This is a genomic window from Ulvibacterium sp., assembly GCF_965248315.1.
Taxonomy (GTDB): Bacteria; Bacteroidota; Bacteroidia; order Flavobacteriales; family Flavobacteriaceae; genus Ulvibacterium.
In genome coordinates, this window is record NZ_CBDFIX010000001.1 from 20,172 (window position 1) to 37,418 (window position 17,247).

General features: G+C 41.3%; 12 protein-coding genes and 1 tRNA gene. 12 read left to right on the forward strand and 1 reads right to left on the reverse strand.

What is annotated here, in order from left to right:
* Nucleotides 1-136 precede the first annotated feature (136 nt).
* The 7 genes from ACP2AF_RS00085 to ACP2AF_RS00115 all read left to right on the forward strand — a co-directional run bounded on the left by ACP2AF_RS00085 (nt 137) and on the right by ACP2AF_RS00115 (nt 6,150).
* On the forward strand, nt 137-1,369 hold the full coding sequence (locus tag ACP2AF_RS00085; protein ID WP_425234215.1) for a Glu/Leu/Phe/Val dehydrogenase dimerization domain-containing protein: 1,233 nt from the start codon (nt 137-139) through the stop codon (nt 1,367-1,369).
* Nucleotides 1,370-1,385: 16 nt separating this feature from the next.
* Nucleotides 1,386-2,723 (forward strand): sodium:proton antiporter NhaD, encoded by a 1,338-nt coding sequence (gene nhaD / locus ACP2AF_RS00090; RefSeq protein ID WP_425234216.1) that lies wholly within the window; start codon nt 1,386-1,388, stop codon nt 2,721-2,723.
* Between the two features lie 52 nt (nt 2,724-2,775).
* Nucleotides 2,776-3,468: a MotA/TolQ/ExbB proton channel family protein gene (locus tag ACP2AF_RS00095; RefSeq protein WP_120713660.1), complete on the forward strand. Its 693-nt coding sequence runs from the start codon at nt 2,776-2,778 to the stop codon at nt 3,466-3,468.
* Nucleotides 3,469-3,477: 9 nt separating this feature from the next.
* The gene (locus ACP2AF_RS00100; RefSeq protein ID WP_120713659.1) at nt 3,478-3,864 is read left to right on the forward strand and encodes an ExbD/TolR family protein; all 387 of its coding nucleotides are present in this window, start codon (nt 3,478-3,480) and stop codon (nt 3,862-3,864) included.
* On the forward strand, nt 3,864-4,766 hold the full coding sequence (locus tag ACP2AF_RS00105) for an energy transducer TonB (RefSeq protein ID WP_425234217.1): 903 nt from the start codon (nt 3,864-3,866) through the stop codon (nt 4,764-4,766). The genes ACP2AF_RS00100 and ACP2AF_RS00105 overlap by 1 nt, the downstream gene beginning before the upstream one ends.
* Nucleotides 4,767-5,978 carry a bifunctional folylpolyglutamate synthase/dihydrofolate synthase gene (locus ACP2AF_RS00110; RefSeq protein WP_425234218.1) on the forward strand — a complete coding sequence of 404 codons (1,212 nt, stop codon included), beginning with the start codon at nt 4,767-4,769 and terminating at the stop codon, nt 5,976-5,978.
* A 97-nt stretch (nt 5,979-6,075) separates the two neighbouring features.
* Nucleotides 6,076-6,150 (forward strand) — tRNA-Val (locus tag ACP2AF_RS00115).
* 67 nt (nt 6,151-6,217) lie between these two features.
* On the opposite strand, the gene ACP2AF_RS00120 is transcribed toward ACP2AF_RS00115, so the two are convergent.
* Nucleotides 6,218-7,654 (reverse strand): sulfatase family protein, encoded by a 1,437-nt coding sequence (locus ACP2AF_RS00120; RefSeq protein WP_425234219.1) that lies wholly within the window; start codon nt 7,652-7,654, stop codon nt 6,218-6,220.
* A 449-nt stretch (nt 7,655-8,103) separates the two neighbouring features.
* Between ACP2AF_RS00120 and ACP2AF_RS00125 the strand changes: the two genes are divergently transcribed.
* The 5 genes from ACP2AF_RS00125 to ACP2AF_RS00145 all read left to right on the forward strand — a co-directional run bounded on the left by ACP2AF_RS00125 (nt 8,104) and on the right by ACP2AF_RS00145 (nt 16,963).
* Entirely contained in the window at nt 8,104-10,209 is a 2,106-nt protein-coding gene (locus ACP2AF_RS00125; protein WP_425234220.1) for a bifunctional aldolase/short-chain dehydrogenase, read from the forward strand.
* 83 nt (nt 10,210-10,292) lie between these two features.
* On the forward strand, nt 10,293-11,573 hold the full coding sequence (locus ACP2AF_RS00130) for a sugar isomerase (protein WP_425234221.1): 1,281 nt from the start codon (nt 10,293-10,295) through the stop codon (nt 11,571-11,573).
* Between the two features lie 6 nt (nt 11,574-11,579).
* Nucleotides 11,580-12,947 carry an FGGY-family carbohydrate kinase gene (locus tag ACP2AF_RS00135; RefSeq protein WP_425234222.1) on the forward strand — a complete coding sequence of 456 codons (1,368 nt, stop codon included), beginning with the start codon at nt 11,580-11,582 and terminating at the stop codon, nt 12,945-12,947.
* A gap of 360 nt (nt 12,948-13,307) precedes the next feature.
* On the forward strand, nt 13,308-14,723 hold the full coding sequence (locus tag ACP2AF_RS00140) for a purine-cytosine permease family protein (RefSeq protein ID WP_425234223.1): 1,416 nt from the start codon (nt 13,308-13,310) through the stop codon (nt 14,721-14,723).
* Nucleotides 14,724-15,136: 413 nt separating this feature from the next.
* Nucleotides 15,137-16,963, forward strand: a complete 1,827-nt coding sequence (locus tag ACP2AF_RS00145) for a pyruvate kinase (RefSeq protein WP_425234224.1) — start codon at nt 15,137-15,139, stop codon at nt 16,961-16,963.
* Nucleotides 16,964-17,247 lie beyond the last annotated feature (284 nt).

The following is a 17,247-nucleotide window of genomic DNA, read 5'->3' on the forward strand; positions in this document are numbered from 1 at the left end:
ACCGGTCATCTTTCAAACTGATTTAAGCAAAATAGTATGAGACAACATTAGCTACATCCTAAGGGAACAGCAGAATAATGAGAAGTATTACGTAGTACATGTATTCTAAGTCACATACAATTTTAAATCAATAGTAATGAAAGAACTACTTCAAGAATATGAAAATAAACGGCCTGAAATCGTTTTTAATTGGAAAGACCCTGAAACTGAGGCCGAAGGATGGACGGTCATAAACTCACTTAGGGGTGGGGCCGCTGGTGGGGGAACGCGCATGCGTGAGGGACTTGATATGAACGAAGTCCTCTCCCTGGCCAAAACCATGGAAGTGAAATTCACGATTTCAGGTCCCCCGATAGGTGGGGCAAAATCAGGCATAAATTTCAATCCGAACGATCCGAGAAAAAAAGGGGTGTTGAAAAGATGGTACCATGCGGTATCCCCTTTACTTAAAAGTTATTATGGTACAGGTGGGGACCTCAATGTAGATGAAACCCACGAGGTGATTCCAATAACCGAAGATGCCGGAGTTTGGCATCCACAAGAGGGAGTGTTCAATGGTCATTTTAGACCTACCGAGGCGGATAAGATCAATAGGATAGGACAATTGCGGCTCGGGGTCATAAAACCCCTTGAAAGTGACAGATATTCTCCCGATACCTCCCGAAAATATACGGTAGCGGATATGATCACAGGTTTTGGGGTGGCCGAGGCCATTCGTCACTATTATGATATTTTTGGAGGGAATGTTATGGGGAAACGAGCTGTGGTGCAAGGCTTTGGCAATGTTGGGGGAGCTGCGGCTTTCTATCTTTCCCAAATGGGCGCAAAGATTGTGGGCATATTGGATAGGACGGGAGGCATAATCAACGAGAAGGGATTTACTTTTGACGAGATCAAACATTTTTTTCTGAATAAAAAAGGGAATAACCTCATGGCTCCTGCAAACCAAATGATTCCTTTTGATGAGGTAAAGGAAAGCATATGGGAGCTGCCCACCGAAATATTTGCCCCATGTGCGGCGTCCCGGTTGATCACCAAAGCACAGATTGCTAAAATGATGGACACTGGTCTAGAGGTCATTTCCTGCGGGGCCAATGTTCCTTTTGCGGACAAAGAGATTTTCTTTGGCCCCATAATGGAATATACAGATGGCAGGGTCAGCCTTATTCCGGATTTTATATCCAATTGCGGTATGGCCCGTGTTTTTGCCTACTTTATGGAGAAAAGAGTGGGAATAAATGATGAATTGATATTTAATGATACTTCCAATACCATTAGAAAGGCAATTTTGAATATCTTTAAGCAGAATCCTTCAAAAATAAATTTGAGCAGAACGGGATTTGAAATTGCATTGAAACAGCTAGTATAACTAAAACCGACCGAGTATGGAGACCATAATTATTATCGTATTTCTTGTAGGCTACCTTGCCATTACCTTAGAACACAACCTTAAAATTGATAAGTTAATACCGGCTTTGGCCATGATGGCCATATTATGGGCTATCATTGCTTTGACACATATGCCTGTATTTGAGGTAAATGCCGAGCTCAAGGAGTTGGAGCCCAGTCACTTGGATGAGATGTTGCTCCATCATCTGGGAAAAACTGCTGAAATACTGGTCTTCCTTTTGGGCGCTATGACCATTGTTGAGATTATTGATTATTTTGATGGGTTTGCCACCATAAAGGGGTATATAAAGACTCGAAGCAAGCGCAAACTATTATGGCTATTTTCCATTTTGGCTTTTATACTGTCAGCCATTATTGACAACCTAACGGCAACCATTGTGTTGGTTACCATTCTGCAAAAAGTGATCAAGGATCGGGAAACTCGCCTTTGGTTCGCAGGTTTAATAATCATAAATGCCAATGCAGGAGGGGCATGGTCACCCATTGGGGATGTAACTACCACCATGTTGTGGATAGCGGACAAGGTTTCCGCGGCGCAGTTGGTAATCCATGTGCTTTTACCCTCCATTATCTGTATGCTTGTGCCAACACTTATTGCGGGCAGATTCAAAGCCTTTCAGGGTAATATTGAGACTGACATTAATCAAATGGAAACACCAAAATCAAAATTTGGCCCTACCATGTTATATTTAGGGTTAGGTTCCATAGTTTTTGTCCCTTTCTTTAAGACAATTACCCATTTGCCCCCCTATGTGGGTATGATGCTTTCATTGGCGGTCGTGGCTACTTTTGCCGAAATCTACAGTAATGCCAAGTTCAGTATCAGTTCTGCAACGGATGAAGGACATCATGAGGCGGCCCATCATAGTCCGGTCCACAAGGCACTTTCAAAAATAGAGTTGCCCAGTATCCTATTCTTTTTGGGAATATTGTTGGCCGTTGCCGCTTTGGAATCCCTAGGTTTGTTGTTTCATTATGCTGAAAGTATGAATCAGGCCATACCCAATACCGATATTGTTGTAATGCTCTTGGGCGTAGGATCTGCAGTAATCGATAATGTACCTTTGGTGGCCGCCAGTATGGGAATGTTCTCTGAGGGGTTGGACAGTCCACTTTGGCATTTCATCGCCTACTCCGCGGGAACAGGCGGTAGTATGTTAATTATTGGCTCCGCGGCGGGAGTAGTTGCCATGGGTATGGAGAAAATAGATTTCTTCTGGTATTTAAGAAAAATTGCATGGTTGGCGTTGGCTGGATTTTTGGCTGGAGCCGTCGTATTTATTTTATTGCGTGATTTTGTACTTCACGGATAATTTTATCGATAAAATGCCGTTATTATGGCAAATCTAAACACTTAAGAAATTTATGTTATTGTTTCTGAAACTTGCTCAGGATCCAGAAATGGGAGAGGTGGTATCCGAGGAGAAGACACTTTCCGTAATGGATCTGATATTAAACGGAGGTACAGGTAGTGTCGTCATTATCTCCGTACTATTTGTACTTCTATTTGTAGCATGCTACATTTATTTTGAACGACTGTTCGCTATAAAGGCTGCATCCAAAATCGACAAAAACTTCATGAATCAGATTCGGGACCATGTCACTAGCGGTAAATTGGAAGCTGCCAAGATTTTATGTGCCCAGACCGATTCACCGGTTGCCAGACTTACCGAGAAGGGAGTTTCCCGTATCGGAAAACCTTTGGACGATATAAACACCGCTATTGAAAATGCAGGTACTTTGGAGGTTTACAAGCTAGAGAAGAATGTAAGTATTCTGGCCACAGTGGCCGGTGCGGCACCGATGATAGGTTTCCTGGGAACGGTTATTGGTATGATTTTGGCATTCCATGAAATGGCCAGCAGCGGGGGTCAAGCTGAAATGGGCTCCTTGGCCTCAGGAATTTATACGGCCATGACAACTACCGTAGCAGGACTTATCGTAGGGATTATAGCTTATATTGGGTATAACCATTTGGTGAACAGGACGGATAAGGTGGTTCATAAAATGGAAGCCAATGCAGTGGAATTTTTGGATTTGTTGAACGAACCGCTTTAATCCGGGACTATGAAATTGAAAGGAAGAAATAAGGTAAGCCCTGATTTTAGCATGTCCTCCATGACGGACATTGTTTTCCTTTTGCTTATCTTTTTCATGCTTACCGCCAATTCACCCAATGCGCTGGATTTACTTTTGCCCAAGGCCAAGGGGAAGTCGACAAACACACAAAACGTTTCGGTAAGTATCGATAAAAACCTGCAGTATTTTGTGAACAACGAAAGAATTAACGGAGAATATATTGAAATTGAATTAAAAAAGGCACTGGAAGGACAGGAGAAACCGACTATCATCCTTAGGGCGGAAGAAAGTGTAGCTATTCGAGAGGCAGTGAACGTTATGGACATTGCGAACCGAAATAACTATAAAGTTATTCTGGCCGTGCGACCCAATTAATGTCATTTTTAGATACGAGACACAAGAAAAAATCATTCACGCTTACCACTTTGTTGTTAAGTGTGTTACTGCTTATATTGTTCTATATAGGCCTAACCTACATGGACCCTCCCATTGAAAATGGTATTTCCGTAAATTTCGGGACAATGGATTTTGGAATGGGCAACCAGCAACCCAAAGAAAAAATCAGATCGGAACCTGTTGATATCCCGGAACCTCCCAATGAGCCTGAAGAAGTTCAAGAAACCGCGGTGCCGGAAGAGGTAGTGGAAGAAGAGGTAGTGGAAAAGGAGCCGGTTGCCGAAAAGGTCCTTACCCAGGAAAATGAGGAATCCATCAAAATAAAAAAGGCACAGGAAGCAAAGCGAAAGGCGGATGAAGCTGCTAAAAAAGCCAAGGCTGAAGCCGAGCGGATAGCCCGCGAGAAACGTGAGGCCGAGGAAAGGGCCCAGAAAGAACGTGAGGCCAAGAAGAAAAAATTGGACGAGCTTATCGGCGGCATCAATAAATCCGATGGCAATGCTTCCGGCTCGGAAGGGGATGATAATAGAGCCGGTGACAAAGGCTCACCGGATGGTGATCCCTATGCTACAAGTTATTATGGAAGTCCGGGTTCTGGTAGCGGCACAGGAGGTTACGGACTTAATGGAAGATCTCTGGTCAGCAAGGGCAAGGAAAAACAGAACTGTAACCAGGAGGGGAGGGTAGTCGTTAAAATTGTTGTGGATAGAAATGGTAATGTAGTAAGTGCTACTCCAGGCGTAAAAGGAACTACCAATAATGACCCTTGTCTATTGGATCCAGCCAGAAAGACAGCTTTTAAACACAAATGGAACCTGGATTCCAATGCTCCAAGCCAACAAATCGGTTTTGTGGTGGTCAACTTCAAATTAGGAGAATAAGTGACTTATGCGGAAACCTTGGATTGGATGTTCGCCCAACTACCCATGTACCAACAAAAAGGTAAAGTGGCCTTCAATGGGAAATTGGATAATATCAAGGCCCTTGCGGCCCATCTAAATCATCCCGAAAAAAAATTCAAGAGTATCCATATCGCCGGAACCAATGGGAAAGGTAGTAGTAGCCATATGTTGGCTTCCATTCTACAAGAGGCCGGCTATAAAGTTGGATTGTATACATCACCACATCTCAAAGATTTTGGGGAACGGATCAGAATCAATGGAGAAACGATTCATAAACGATTTGTCGTCGATTTTGTAAACGAGAACAAACTTTTTTTTGAAAAGCACAAGTTCTCGTTTTTTGAAATGTCCGTTGGAATGGCTTTCCAATATTTTGCTCAAAACAAGGTGGATATTGCCATAATCGAAGTAGGTTTGGGAGGACGGTTGGATTCCACTAACATCATAGTGCCGGAGGTTTCTTTGATTACCAACATTGGGATGGACCATGCGGACATACTTGGAGATACCTTAACAAAAATTGCTATGGAGAAGGCCGGAATCATTAAGGAAGGAGTTCCGGTGGTTGTTAGCGAATATCAACAGGAAATAGCCTCTGTATTTGAATTAACCGCATTGGAACGTAATACAAATGTTGTATTTGCGAATCAAAGAATACAGGAAGAATACGGGACATCCCTTCCGGGCAATTACCAATCTAAAAATGCCAAAGGTGTGGTGGCCGTTTTAAGGGAGCTTAAAGGTTTTAAGATTGAGGAGAAACATATTCAAAAAGGGTTTGAAAATGTCGTAGAAAATACCGGATTGTTGGGGAGATGGCAAGTGCTACAACAAAACCCAAGGGTAGTATGTGACACGGCACATAATCGTGAAGGACTCTCCATTGTTCTTGATCAAGTAAAACAACAGAATTTTGATAAATTATATATTGTGCTTGGCTTTGTAAAGGAGAAGAATCTGGAAACCGTTCTTCCACTTTTCCCCAATGATGCAAGATATTATTTTGCCAAACCCAGTATTCCCAGAGGATTGGATGCCTCTATTTTGAAGGACCAAGCTTCTCGATTTGGGCTAAAGGGTAAAATGTATGGCTCTGTTTCCGAAGCCTTAAAAAGTGCACTGCTCCATGCCTCTAACATGGATTTTATCTTCGTTGGGGGAAGTACATTTACCGTAGCCGAGGTGGTTTGATTTTTTCGTATTTTTTCTTTTGGCCGACAAAAAAACTATAGTATATTTGCACCCGCCTGAAAGCTATTGTTATAGTGGTATGGCAAAAATCTTTATAGGGCTCTTAGCTCAGTTGGTTCAGAGCACCTGCCTTACAAGCAGGGGGTCACTGGTTCGAATCCAGTAGGGCCCACCCCGTGAACATAAGGCCTCCGAGAAATCGGAGGCTTTTTTGTTTTTAGAAATTGAGATATCCTTATTTAATGCGTGTAGGGAACAGTACCCGTTTCATCAACAGGATATCCCCACTTTTTTATATAGTCCATCCCGGGAAGAAATTCATCCCTGGTTTCCCTTAATCGTTCTGAAAGTTGTCTATCCAAATCGTTTTGTAGGGAAGCAAATTGGGCATTGCCAATAAGGTTGTCTATTTGATAAGGGTCGCTCGTATTGTCGAATAGCAACCAAGGACCTTTCAAATCCCGGGCAAAGGTGTACCGTTTGGTCTTGATGGCCCTATATTCCCTGCCGCCGTGTTCAACTTTGTTCCATTGACCGAACGGTTGTACACATGTCAGCAAAGTGGCATCCCCTACCTGCGCTTTGCCTTCCAAATAGGGCCTATAGTTGATGCCTTCCACAGAGTAGGGAATTGGGATATTGCACAAACCTAAAATCGTGGGCAGTATATCCTCCGAGTTCATTAAGGCCTCCCTTTCGCCAGTAGTAATGTCTAAATTCTTGGGTATGTGAAATAACATAGGCACACGAGCGGATTCCTCATAAGGTTGTTGTTTTTTATAGGCCCCATGAGACCCTAAAAGATCTCCATGATCTGAAGTAAACACTAGTATCGTATTTTCCAGCTGACCGGATTCCTTTAAATTCTTTATTACCTTTCCCACCATATCGTCCAATGCGGAAATATGAGCGTAATAACCTGCTAAATCTTTTTTTGCCTTCATTTTTAAGCTATCAGGTACATTTTCATGGAGGATGATTTTATCAGGGTCAAAGCGATTTCTATATTCCTCCGGTGCTGAATGATAAGGAGCATGTGGAGTTCCATAGGAAACGACCATCAAAAAAGGATTGTCGGATTTCTCTTTGGCTTTCATGTAGCGAATTGCTTCATCTGTCTGACTAAAAGCGTCATAACCCTGCCAAGTCTTTCTAGTAGGATTATTACCCATATAATACAATGATTTATTATAGTCATGGGTGCACTCGTTGCCCCTCCAAAAGTCAAAGCCCTGTCTTCTTGCTCCAGGCGGAATAAACTGTAAACGGCCATGACCGTCCAAATGCCATTTACCAATATATCCAGTGATGTATCCCGCCTTTGAAAAAATCTTGCCCATGGTTACGGCATTGGAATCCAACTGTACATCATTCATAAATACACCATGGGTCAGGGGTCTTTGCCCAGTCAATAGGGAAGCCCTAAAAGGCGAACAGACTGGCATCCCAGAGACCGCATTAGTGAAGTTGACGCTCATTGCGGCCAAACTATCCAAGTAGGGCGTTTTCACGTTGGGGTCCCCAGCATAGCCAGTGGCCTGTGCTCGCCATTGATCTGTAAGCAAAATCAGGACGTTGGGTCTAATTTTTGAAGCGGGTTCTTCGGATGGAATATGGTTTGGTTTGCAAGCATAAAGAACAATTCCTAAAAGGATATAGAACGGAATATATTTCATAAAGTTTGGTTTTTTGGCTGTATGGTCCTCATGTATATAAGGTCACCGACTAAATGGCCATAATTAGCCGTCCATTTTCATGGGCTTTTCTTCGATATTCCAAAAAAGTAAATATTATTCAATAAACTAATGATTGATGGAAATTTATCATCAATTTTTAAAATTCCCTTTGAAATATGATTGATAATGGTATCTACTATATGTCTATATTTTGAAACCCTAGAATTTTCATCAATCTTTATATAATTGAACATATCCATAAAGTGTGTAGTTCTACATTTGGTTATTTTAGCATTAATTAGGGAATGAAATTAAGGCATTTAAATTGATAATTAAAAGTATATTGTAGACCGAGCAGTTTTGTATACTTAGAACAGTACAGTACAGGATGGCAACATTGATTCTCTATTTTAATTAAGCCGCAGTTAAAAAATTAACGTTTAATATATATGAATAACTTGACCAAGGATTTCAAATTTGTAGACTATCTATGGGACGAGAAGAAAGCTGATTTATTAGGTGATGACCAAGTAGAACTTTTCCTATACCGATCTAATATTTTAGGGGCAGACCTTAGAATTACTAACTATGGTGGGGGAAATACAAGTTGTAAAACAATAGAAAAAGACCCGCTGACCGACGAAGAGGTTGAGGTTATGTGGATAAAAGGTTCGGGAGGTGATATTGGCACATTGACCAAGGCTGGAATTGCCGGGCTGTATACCGAGCGTTTAAGAAATCTTAAAAATGTATATGGGGGACTTCCGGATGAAGATCGTATGGTAGGTCTGTTCAATCATTGCATATATGATTTGGAAAGCAAGGCCCCTTCAATCGATACGCCCTTGCATGGATTGCTTCCATTTAAACATATTGACCATTTACATCCGGATGCTCTTATTGCCGTAGCTGCCGCAAAGGATAGCGAAAAAGTTACCAAGGAGATATGGGGCAATACCATGGGGTGGGTACCTTGGCAAAGACCGGGTTTTGATCTTGGGCTTCAATTGGAAAAATGTTTGCACGATAATCCCGGTATCCGTGGGATAGTTTTGGGAAGCCATGGTTTATTTACTTGGGGCAACACTTCTTACGAATGTTATGTAAACAGTTTGGAAGTCATTGAAATGGCTTCTGAATATATAGAGACTAAAATTAAGGAGAAAGGTAACGTTTTTGGGGGGCAGAAGGTCAAAAGTCTTCCCAAGGAGGAGCGCATGGAAAAAGCTGCCCAGTTGATGCCCATGTTAAGAGGGCTATGTTCTTCCGAAAAGAAAATGATAGGTCATTTTAACGATAACGATGTGGTCCTTGAATACATAAACAGCCACGATTTGGAGCGGTTGGCACCCATGGGTACTTCATGTCCAGATCACTTTTTAAGAACCAAGATTCAACCATTGGTACTTCAATTGGATGCCGAAGAAGACCTTTCCAATATCGAGGAAATACGTAAAAAATTGGAACCGGCTTTTAAGGCATATAGAAGGGAGTATCAAGAATACTATGATAAACATAAACGCGACAATAGTCCTTCGGTCCGTGATGCCAATCCCGTTATTATTATCTATCCAGGTGTAGGAATGTTCAGCTTTGCAAAGAATAAACAGACCACCCGGGTTGCAAATGAATTTTACGTAAATGCAATTAATGTGATGCGGGGCGCGGAAGCCATTTCCGAATATACGTCATTGCCAAGGCAAGAAGCTTTTGACATCGAATATTGGCTTTTGGAAGAAGCAAAATTGCAGCGTATGCCCAAGGAAAGACCTTTATCAAGAAAAGTGGCATTGGTTACAGGGGCTGGTGGTGGCATAGGGAAGGCAATCGCCGATAAATTGGCGGAAGAAGGTGCCAATGTGGTATTGACCGATATAGCGGAAGATAGGCTTAAAGAAGCTATGGACACCTATTCTAGGGACACGGCGAGTTACGCCATATGTGATGTAACCAAAGCCAATTCTATTGTGGATGCCTACAAGAAAGCATGTGTTGAATTTGGCGGTGTCGATATCGTGGTACACAGTGCTGGACTGGCAATTTCAAAACCACTGGAAGAGACCACCCAAAAGGATTGGGAAATTCTGCAAAACGTATTGGTCAAAGGGCAATTTGAATTGGCCAAACAGGCCGTGGCTATTATGCGCAAACAAGGTTTGGGCGGTAATTTTGTAAGCATAGCTAGCAAAAATGGACTGGTAGCAGGCCCTAATAATGTAGGTTACGGTACGGCCAAAGCCGCACAGCAACATATGGCCCGTTTGTTGGCCGCAGAGCTGGGAGGCGATAAAATTCGTGTGAATATCGTGAATCCCGATGGGGTTATCGTCGGGAGTAAGATTTGGGAAGGTGATTGGGCAGAGGGCCGTGCAAAAGCTTATGGAATTACGGTTGAGGAACTTCCAGCACATTATGCCAAACGAAATCTGCTCAATGAAATTATTTATCCAGAGGATATCGCCAACGGAGTCTTTGCCTGTGTTGGGATTTTAAACAAGACTACAGGAAATATAATCAATGTGGACGGCGGAATGGCCAATGCATTTGTACGATAGTTGTTTGAGTTAGTTTTTATTTCAGGACTTCTACGGACCTCTAGGCCCGTGGAAGTTTATTTCACAGCCAAAAGTTCAGTCCGATGAGAATAGACAAAAATCAAATTCAGGATACCAATCAAAAATATATTGCGGAACATACTAAGCATTTTGATTTTTTGTCAAGTCTACTTTCAAGAAAGGGATATGAAATTGATTCAATAATCAACAAATTGTCGGATTTCCAGGTCGCTATACCCAGTTGGGCATTAGGGGCCGGAGGTACAAGGTTCGGTCGTTTTAGCTTTCAGGGAGAGCCTTCGAATCTTGAGCAAAAAATAGATGATGTGGGCATTCTACATGCACTGACGCGGACTGCAGGGGCCATATCATTGCACATTCCTTGGGACGTTCCCAACGATTATAATGCTATCAAAGAAGTGGCTAACTCCCATGGGGTTACCTTCGATGCCGTAAACTCAAATACCTTTCAAGATCAAGAAAATGCCAGGGAGAGTTATAAGTTCGGATCCTTGAGCAATACAAGCAAAGTAATTCGAGAACAGGCTATTGCACATAACATAGATGTAATAAAAATAGGGGATAAGCTGGGTTCAAAGAGTTTAACGGTATGGCTTGCAGACGGGACCAATTTCCCAGGTCAAGCTAATTTTCAAACTGCTTTAACGAATATACAAAATAGCCTAAAGGATATTTATGGTGAACTTCCTGATGACTGGAAGCTTTTCATCGAATACAAGCCTTATGAACCCAATTTTTATAGTACGGTTATCCAAGATTGGGGTACTTCTTTTATGCTGGCCAATGAATGTGGCGATAAGGCCTATACCTTGGTGGATTTGGGCCATCATCTTCCCAACACCAATATTGAGCAGATAGTTTCTACCTTAATGTTAAAGGGAAAACTTGGCGGGTTTCATTTTAACGATAGTAAATACGGCGATGACGACCTAACGGTCGGCAGTATAAAACCTTATGCGCTTTTCCTCATTTTCAATGAATTGGTCTATGGGATGGAAAACAATCCTCAAAATCCATATCCTGCGTGGATGATCGATGCCAGCCATAATACCAAAGACCCGCTTGAAGACCTCATGCAGTCTTTGGAAGCTATTCAAGAGGCTTATGCCAAGGCCCTTTTAGTAGACCAAAATTTGCTACGTGAAGCGCAAGTAAATCATGACGTGGTCAAGTGTCAGGAGCTACTTCAAGACGCGTATAGAACTGATGTAAGACCCTTGATACAAAAGGCTCGTCTCGATCTTTATGGTGCCCTTCGTCCTTTAGAATCCTATCGCTCGTTGAACATTCGAAAAAATCTTATAAAGGAAAGAGGGACCAACTCGGTTGCTTCGGGATTATAAAATTTAATGAAAAAAAAAGTTACTGCAATTTTCGATATCGGAAGAACCAACAAGAAGTTCTTTCTTTTTGACAGGAATTTTCAAGAAGTGTATCGTGAATATATTCGTTTTGAAGAAATCTTGGACGAGGATGGATATCCTACTGAAAATCTGAAAGCATTAGAAAATTGGTCAAGAATGGTATTTGATAAAATAATCAATGCTGCGGAATATGATATAACAGCTTTGAATTTTTCATGTTATGGAGCAAGTTTGGTCCATATTGACGAAGATGGTAAAGTACTTACTCCCCTTTACAATTACATGAAGCCTTTAAAAGGGGAAGTTTATGATTCTTTTTACAAAGCATATGGTTCTGAGAACGAACTTTCAAGAGTAACCGGGTCTCCCAAATTGGGCATGTTGAACACCGGCATGCATTTGTATTGGCTTAAATATGAAAAGAAAGAGGTTTTCAAAAAAATAAAATATTCCCTTCATCTTCCGCAGTACCTAAGTTATTTTTTTACCGGAATCCCCGTGAGCGAATACACAAGCATAGGTTGCCATACCCTACTTTGGGATTATGAAAAGAACGACTATCATTCATGGGTTTATCAAGAGGGGATAGAAGAGAAATTACCCCCTATTGTTTCATCTGGAAAAACAACAACCATAAATTATAAGGGTAAGAGCATTCAAATTGGTGTGGGTATTCATGACAGTTCTTCGGCATTACTACCCTATATTCGAAGTTTGAGCAACCCTTTTTTACTCCTATCAACTGGTACTTGGAGCATCTCGATCAATCCCTTTAACAAAGGAATGCTTACTTTAAAGGATGTTGAGAATGACAACTTGTTTAATATGCGAATCGATGGAAGCCCGGTTAAGGTTTCTAGACTGTTCCTTGGGAATGAATATAAGATTAAAGTAAAGGTGTTGTCCGACTATTTTGGTGTTTCCGATGATTACCACAAAACAGTGAAATTCGACCAGCACGTTTTTTTTGAAATTAACAAAGACTTCGTGCCTATGTTCAAATGGTCAAGTATAACTGCCGAAAATGTGCCTGAAGAAACCTCGATACCGTACGATAAATTCGAACATGCCTATCATCAATTGATTCTGGAATTGGTCCTTTTGCAAGTAAAAAGTATCAAGGCGGTTCTTGAAGATAAAATCATCGAACGACTTTACATTGACGGGGGCTTTAGCAATAATGAGGTCTATATTCAACTACTATCGCAACAATTGGGGAACATGAAACTTAGTACGACGGATTCTTCCTTAGGTTCTGCTTTGGGTGCGGCCATTGTAATTTCAAATTCAAAATTGAAACCTAATTTTTTGAAAGAAAATTATGCACTCAAAAAGCATGCGCCATTCAGTTAATGGAATAGTTTGCAATGATAGTACCGATTGACCATACAGTATAGATTTCAAAAAAAATGTATTGGGCCATATGGGAACCAAAATAAATTTAGTACTAAATCGCTAGTTCTAAGCAATACCCTAGGAGATGTGGTTCCAATAGGCGAGACGAAGTTGAAGCTTTAAGAGAAAAGTTTTTATCGTAATACAGATAAAATGGCTATAAATTTTGATACAAGGTATCCTTCAATCGAAGATTTGAGAACAAAGGTTCAAACTAAACTAAAAACGCAATTGCAACAGGCAATGGAACAGCTGTGTTGTGAAAGCGTAACCGATTTACCCCAACATTTAATATACTAACCGCCAAAAACCAAGCAGATGAGTCAAGTAAGCGTAGAGGAAGAAGTTACAGAAGAGCTAACCGGAGGGGAATTTGAGAGAGAGCCGGTACCACATTCAAAATTAAAAAGTTGGAAGAGTTTTTTGGGCATGTATGCAGGAGAACATGCAGCGGGAACTGAATTTATGATCGGGCCGTTGTTTTTAACCGCCGGGGTAAGTGCCTTTGACTTGATTATTGGATTATTATTGGGCAATCTTTTGGCCGTATTAAGCTGGCGCTTTTTAACAGCTGAAATTGCTGTTAAGAACAGGTTGACACTTTATTACCAGTTGGAAAGAATCTGTGGGAAAAAATTGGTAATCGGTTACAATTTGGCCAATGGAATCCTATTTTGCTTTCTTGCGGGAGCTATGATTACGGTTTCGGCGACAGCCGTAGGAATACCCTTTGATATGGAAATGCCAAAGTTGACTGACACCATGCCAAATGGAATGACCTGGGTAATCATTGTTATATTGATCGGAGCGGTTATTTCTTTAATAGCCTCAAAAGGATATGATACCGTATCCAGAGCGGCGAATTGGATGTCTCCGGCCATCGTTTTGGCGTTTGTAGCTTGCGGTGTAGTTGCCCTAAACCAATTGGGTGTCACAAGCTTTTCCGATTTTTGGAATATTTGGGGCGAAGGGTCGGAGCCGTTTCCTGGGCAAATAAAATATACTTTTTGGCATGTCGTTATCTGGTCTTGGTTTGCCAATGCAGCAATGCATGTAGGCATGTCCGACTTATCTGTATTCCGGTTTGCCAAAAATGCCAATTCAGGTTGGACGACTGCAGCCGGAATGTATGTTGGCCACTATATGGCATGGATAGCCGCAGCATTGTTGTATGCGGTATATTTGAAATCTCCCGAAGCACAAGCCTTATTGTCCAACGGAGAAGCTCCACCAGTAGCACCAGGCCCGTTGGCCCATAATGCTATTGGAATCTTTGGTATCATAGCCGTTGTACTTGCAGGTTGGACAACGGCCAACCCAACCATCTATAGGGCCGGATTGGCCTTCCAGGCCATTATGCCCAAGGTCTCAACTTTCTGGGTAACCATTATCGCTGGCACAGTTGCTACCGTAGCGGGACTATTTCCAGCATTTGCGATGAAACTATTAGGTTTTGTAGCACTTTACGGTTTCATTCTGGCTCCTTTCGGTGCCGTAATCGTCTTTGAACATTTCTTTCATAGACAAGCCGGCATCGTAAAAAACTATGCAGAAGTTGCGAATGTGAAATACAACAAGGCTGTTCTTTATTCTTGGGCGATCAGCTTTGGACTTTTTTATTTTATATCCCTTCAGCTCGATGTTTTTTTGTCATTTGTAACCTTACCGGCATGGTTGCTTTGCGGCGTGTTGTTTTTGGTATTTAGTAAATCGTTTAAGAAGAAGATTAATTAGCGGTATTTTGGAAAACGATGCTAAAGAAAGAGGGGAGAATTTTTTTTGTAACATTTGGAATACTTGGAATAATGGGGCCTGCGCATAGCATAAGGATGCGAATATCAAATATTACAAGGCAGTACTTTTTATTTGGGTGATTAGCTTTGGGCAGTTTTGTTTATAGTCCTTCGGTTCTATGTTTTTGTTCTTCGTGGCCTTATATATTCCCAAAAAACATGAACATTTATTTCCCAGTAATTTAAGTCCCACTTCCATGGGACAATCACAATTTAATTCCCATTTTTAACATAAAACAACCATTTTTCAAATGGATTAATTAACTTTTGGGATTCCTAAAACCTTATCGGTTTTTTGACCTGTTGATTTAAAATTTTTTGCTTGACATTAATCTTTATTGAAAGCATCGGCGGATGAAAATAAAAAAAGAGAACATATTTGGGATAATCGAGCAATTGGATGCTATAATCGGCTCAATGATAGAAGATGAAGAACGTTTAAAGGAAACCGTAGAAAACGTTCACCCCTATCATGAAAAAAGTGCGCAAAACCTCATAAACTATATCTCATTTAGAAGTTTTGATGTCAGGGCAATGCAAAAACAACTTAAGAATTTAGGCCTTACCCGTTTTGCCCATGCGGAAGGCCATATCAAGGCAAGTGTACTTACTATCCGCTATCTATTGGGACTGGCAGTTGAAGAAAATCAAAAAGATGCTCTAAAAAAACAATGGTCCATAAAAAAAGGGGAGAAACTGTTGAAATCAAATACTAAAAACTTATTGGGGATAGCAGGTAAAGACAGGAGGGTGCGAATAATGGTAACCCAGCCCAAAGAGGCCGCCGAGAATTACCAAATGGTAAAACGGATGTTGGAAAAGGGCATGGACTGCGCCCGAATCAATTGTGCCCATGACTCACCGGAAGTGTGGTCAAAAATAATTTTAAATATCAAAAAAGCTGCTGGAGAACTAGACAAAGAGGTTAAAATTGCCATGGATTTGGCAGGGCCCAAAATACGGACGGGAAAAATTCTTCCAGGACCGCGGGTATTGCGCTGTAAACCAAAAAAAGACAACCTCGGGAAGGTCATAGAGCCTGGTAAATTGATACTGGTCCCAGAATCGGAATACGTGTACTCACCAGATGTTTTGCCTATCAAATCGGGTGATTTGAAAACGCTGAAAGTTGACCAGGTACTCTCTTTGGTAGATGCTCGATCCAAGCGCCGACAACTGATAGTAACAGATTGTAGCGGAGATAAAGTAGAGGTCGAAACAATGCAAACCATCTATTTTGAACCTGATTTGGTCCTTATTGGCACTTTGGATGAAACATTGGAATTGATAGTTGGCGAGATACCACCCAAAGAAAATGCCCTTACGCTAAGGATAGGAGATGAATTATGGATACATAAAGAACATAAATTGGGTCGTCCGGCGGAATTATCAAGTGATGGAGTAATGACCAAGCCAGCTACCATTTCATGTCAAATGCCCGAAGTATTTGAATATATCCATGAAGGAGACCGCATTTTTTTTGATGACGGCAAAATTGCGGGAACCATAACCGAGGTGAATGAAAACCTTTTTAAAGTTAAAATTACTTTGGCAAAAGAGAATGGGTCTAAACTTCGCGCTGAAAAGGGCATTAATTTTCCCGATACCCGATTGGGATTTTCAGGGTTAACCGCTAAAGATAGGGAAGACCTCGTTTTTGTAGCCAAAAATGCGGACATCGTAAATTTCTCGTTCGTCAATGGACCAGGGGATGTTGAACAGCTCTACATGGAATTGGATAAACTGGGTGTGTTGGAAAAATTAGGCGTCATTTTGAAAATTGAAACACAATTTGGGTTTGAGAATTTAGTGCCCATTCTTTTGGAGGCCATGAAAACGGAGAATATTGGGGTGATGATAGCCCGGGGAGATTTGGCTATTGAGACCGGCTGGGAGAACATTGGCCAAATTCAATGGGAGATGTTGTCCATTTGTGGTGCTGCCCACGTTCCGGTAATCTGGGCCACACAGGTATTGGAAAATTTGGCTAAAAGTGGTTTGCCCTCACGTTCTGAAATAACGGATGCCACAACAGCGCTTAAAGCGGAATGTGTAATGCTGAACAAAGGACCTTATATTACCGAGGCCATTTCTTTACTGAATGTCATACTCTCCAAGATGGAATCTTCACAACACAAAAATGAGTCGATGCTGCCGAAACTCGGAACTGTGCAAATCTAGGCTTTACAAGAAGGTAAAGACTCATGGTGTTGACCTTATATCCTAAGGAGCAATGGCTTTGACTTCTAATACACAAGTTTATTCCAGCATACCGGTCAAAGTTGGCAAGGAGGTTAGGATACAATTTGCATCATCTTAGTTAGAGCAAATACATTTAAAAAGGCTCCTGAGATTCTAAGTGATTAAAGAATACGGTTTAATCTTGCTAAAAGCTAAAATATTTTTTACATTCGTTAACGTTAACGGTTGTTGTTTTTTAACCTTAGACCAACATAACAAATAAT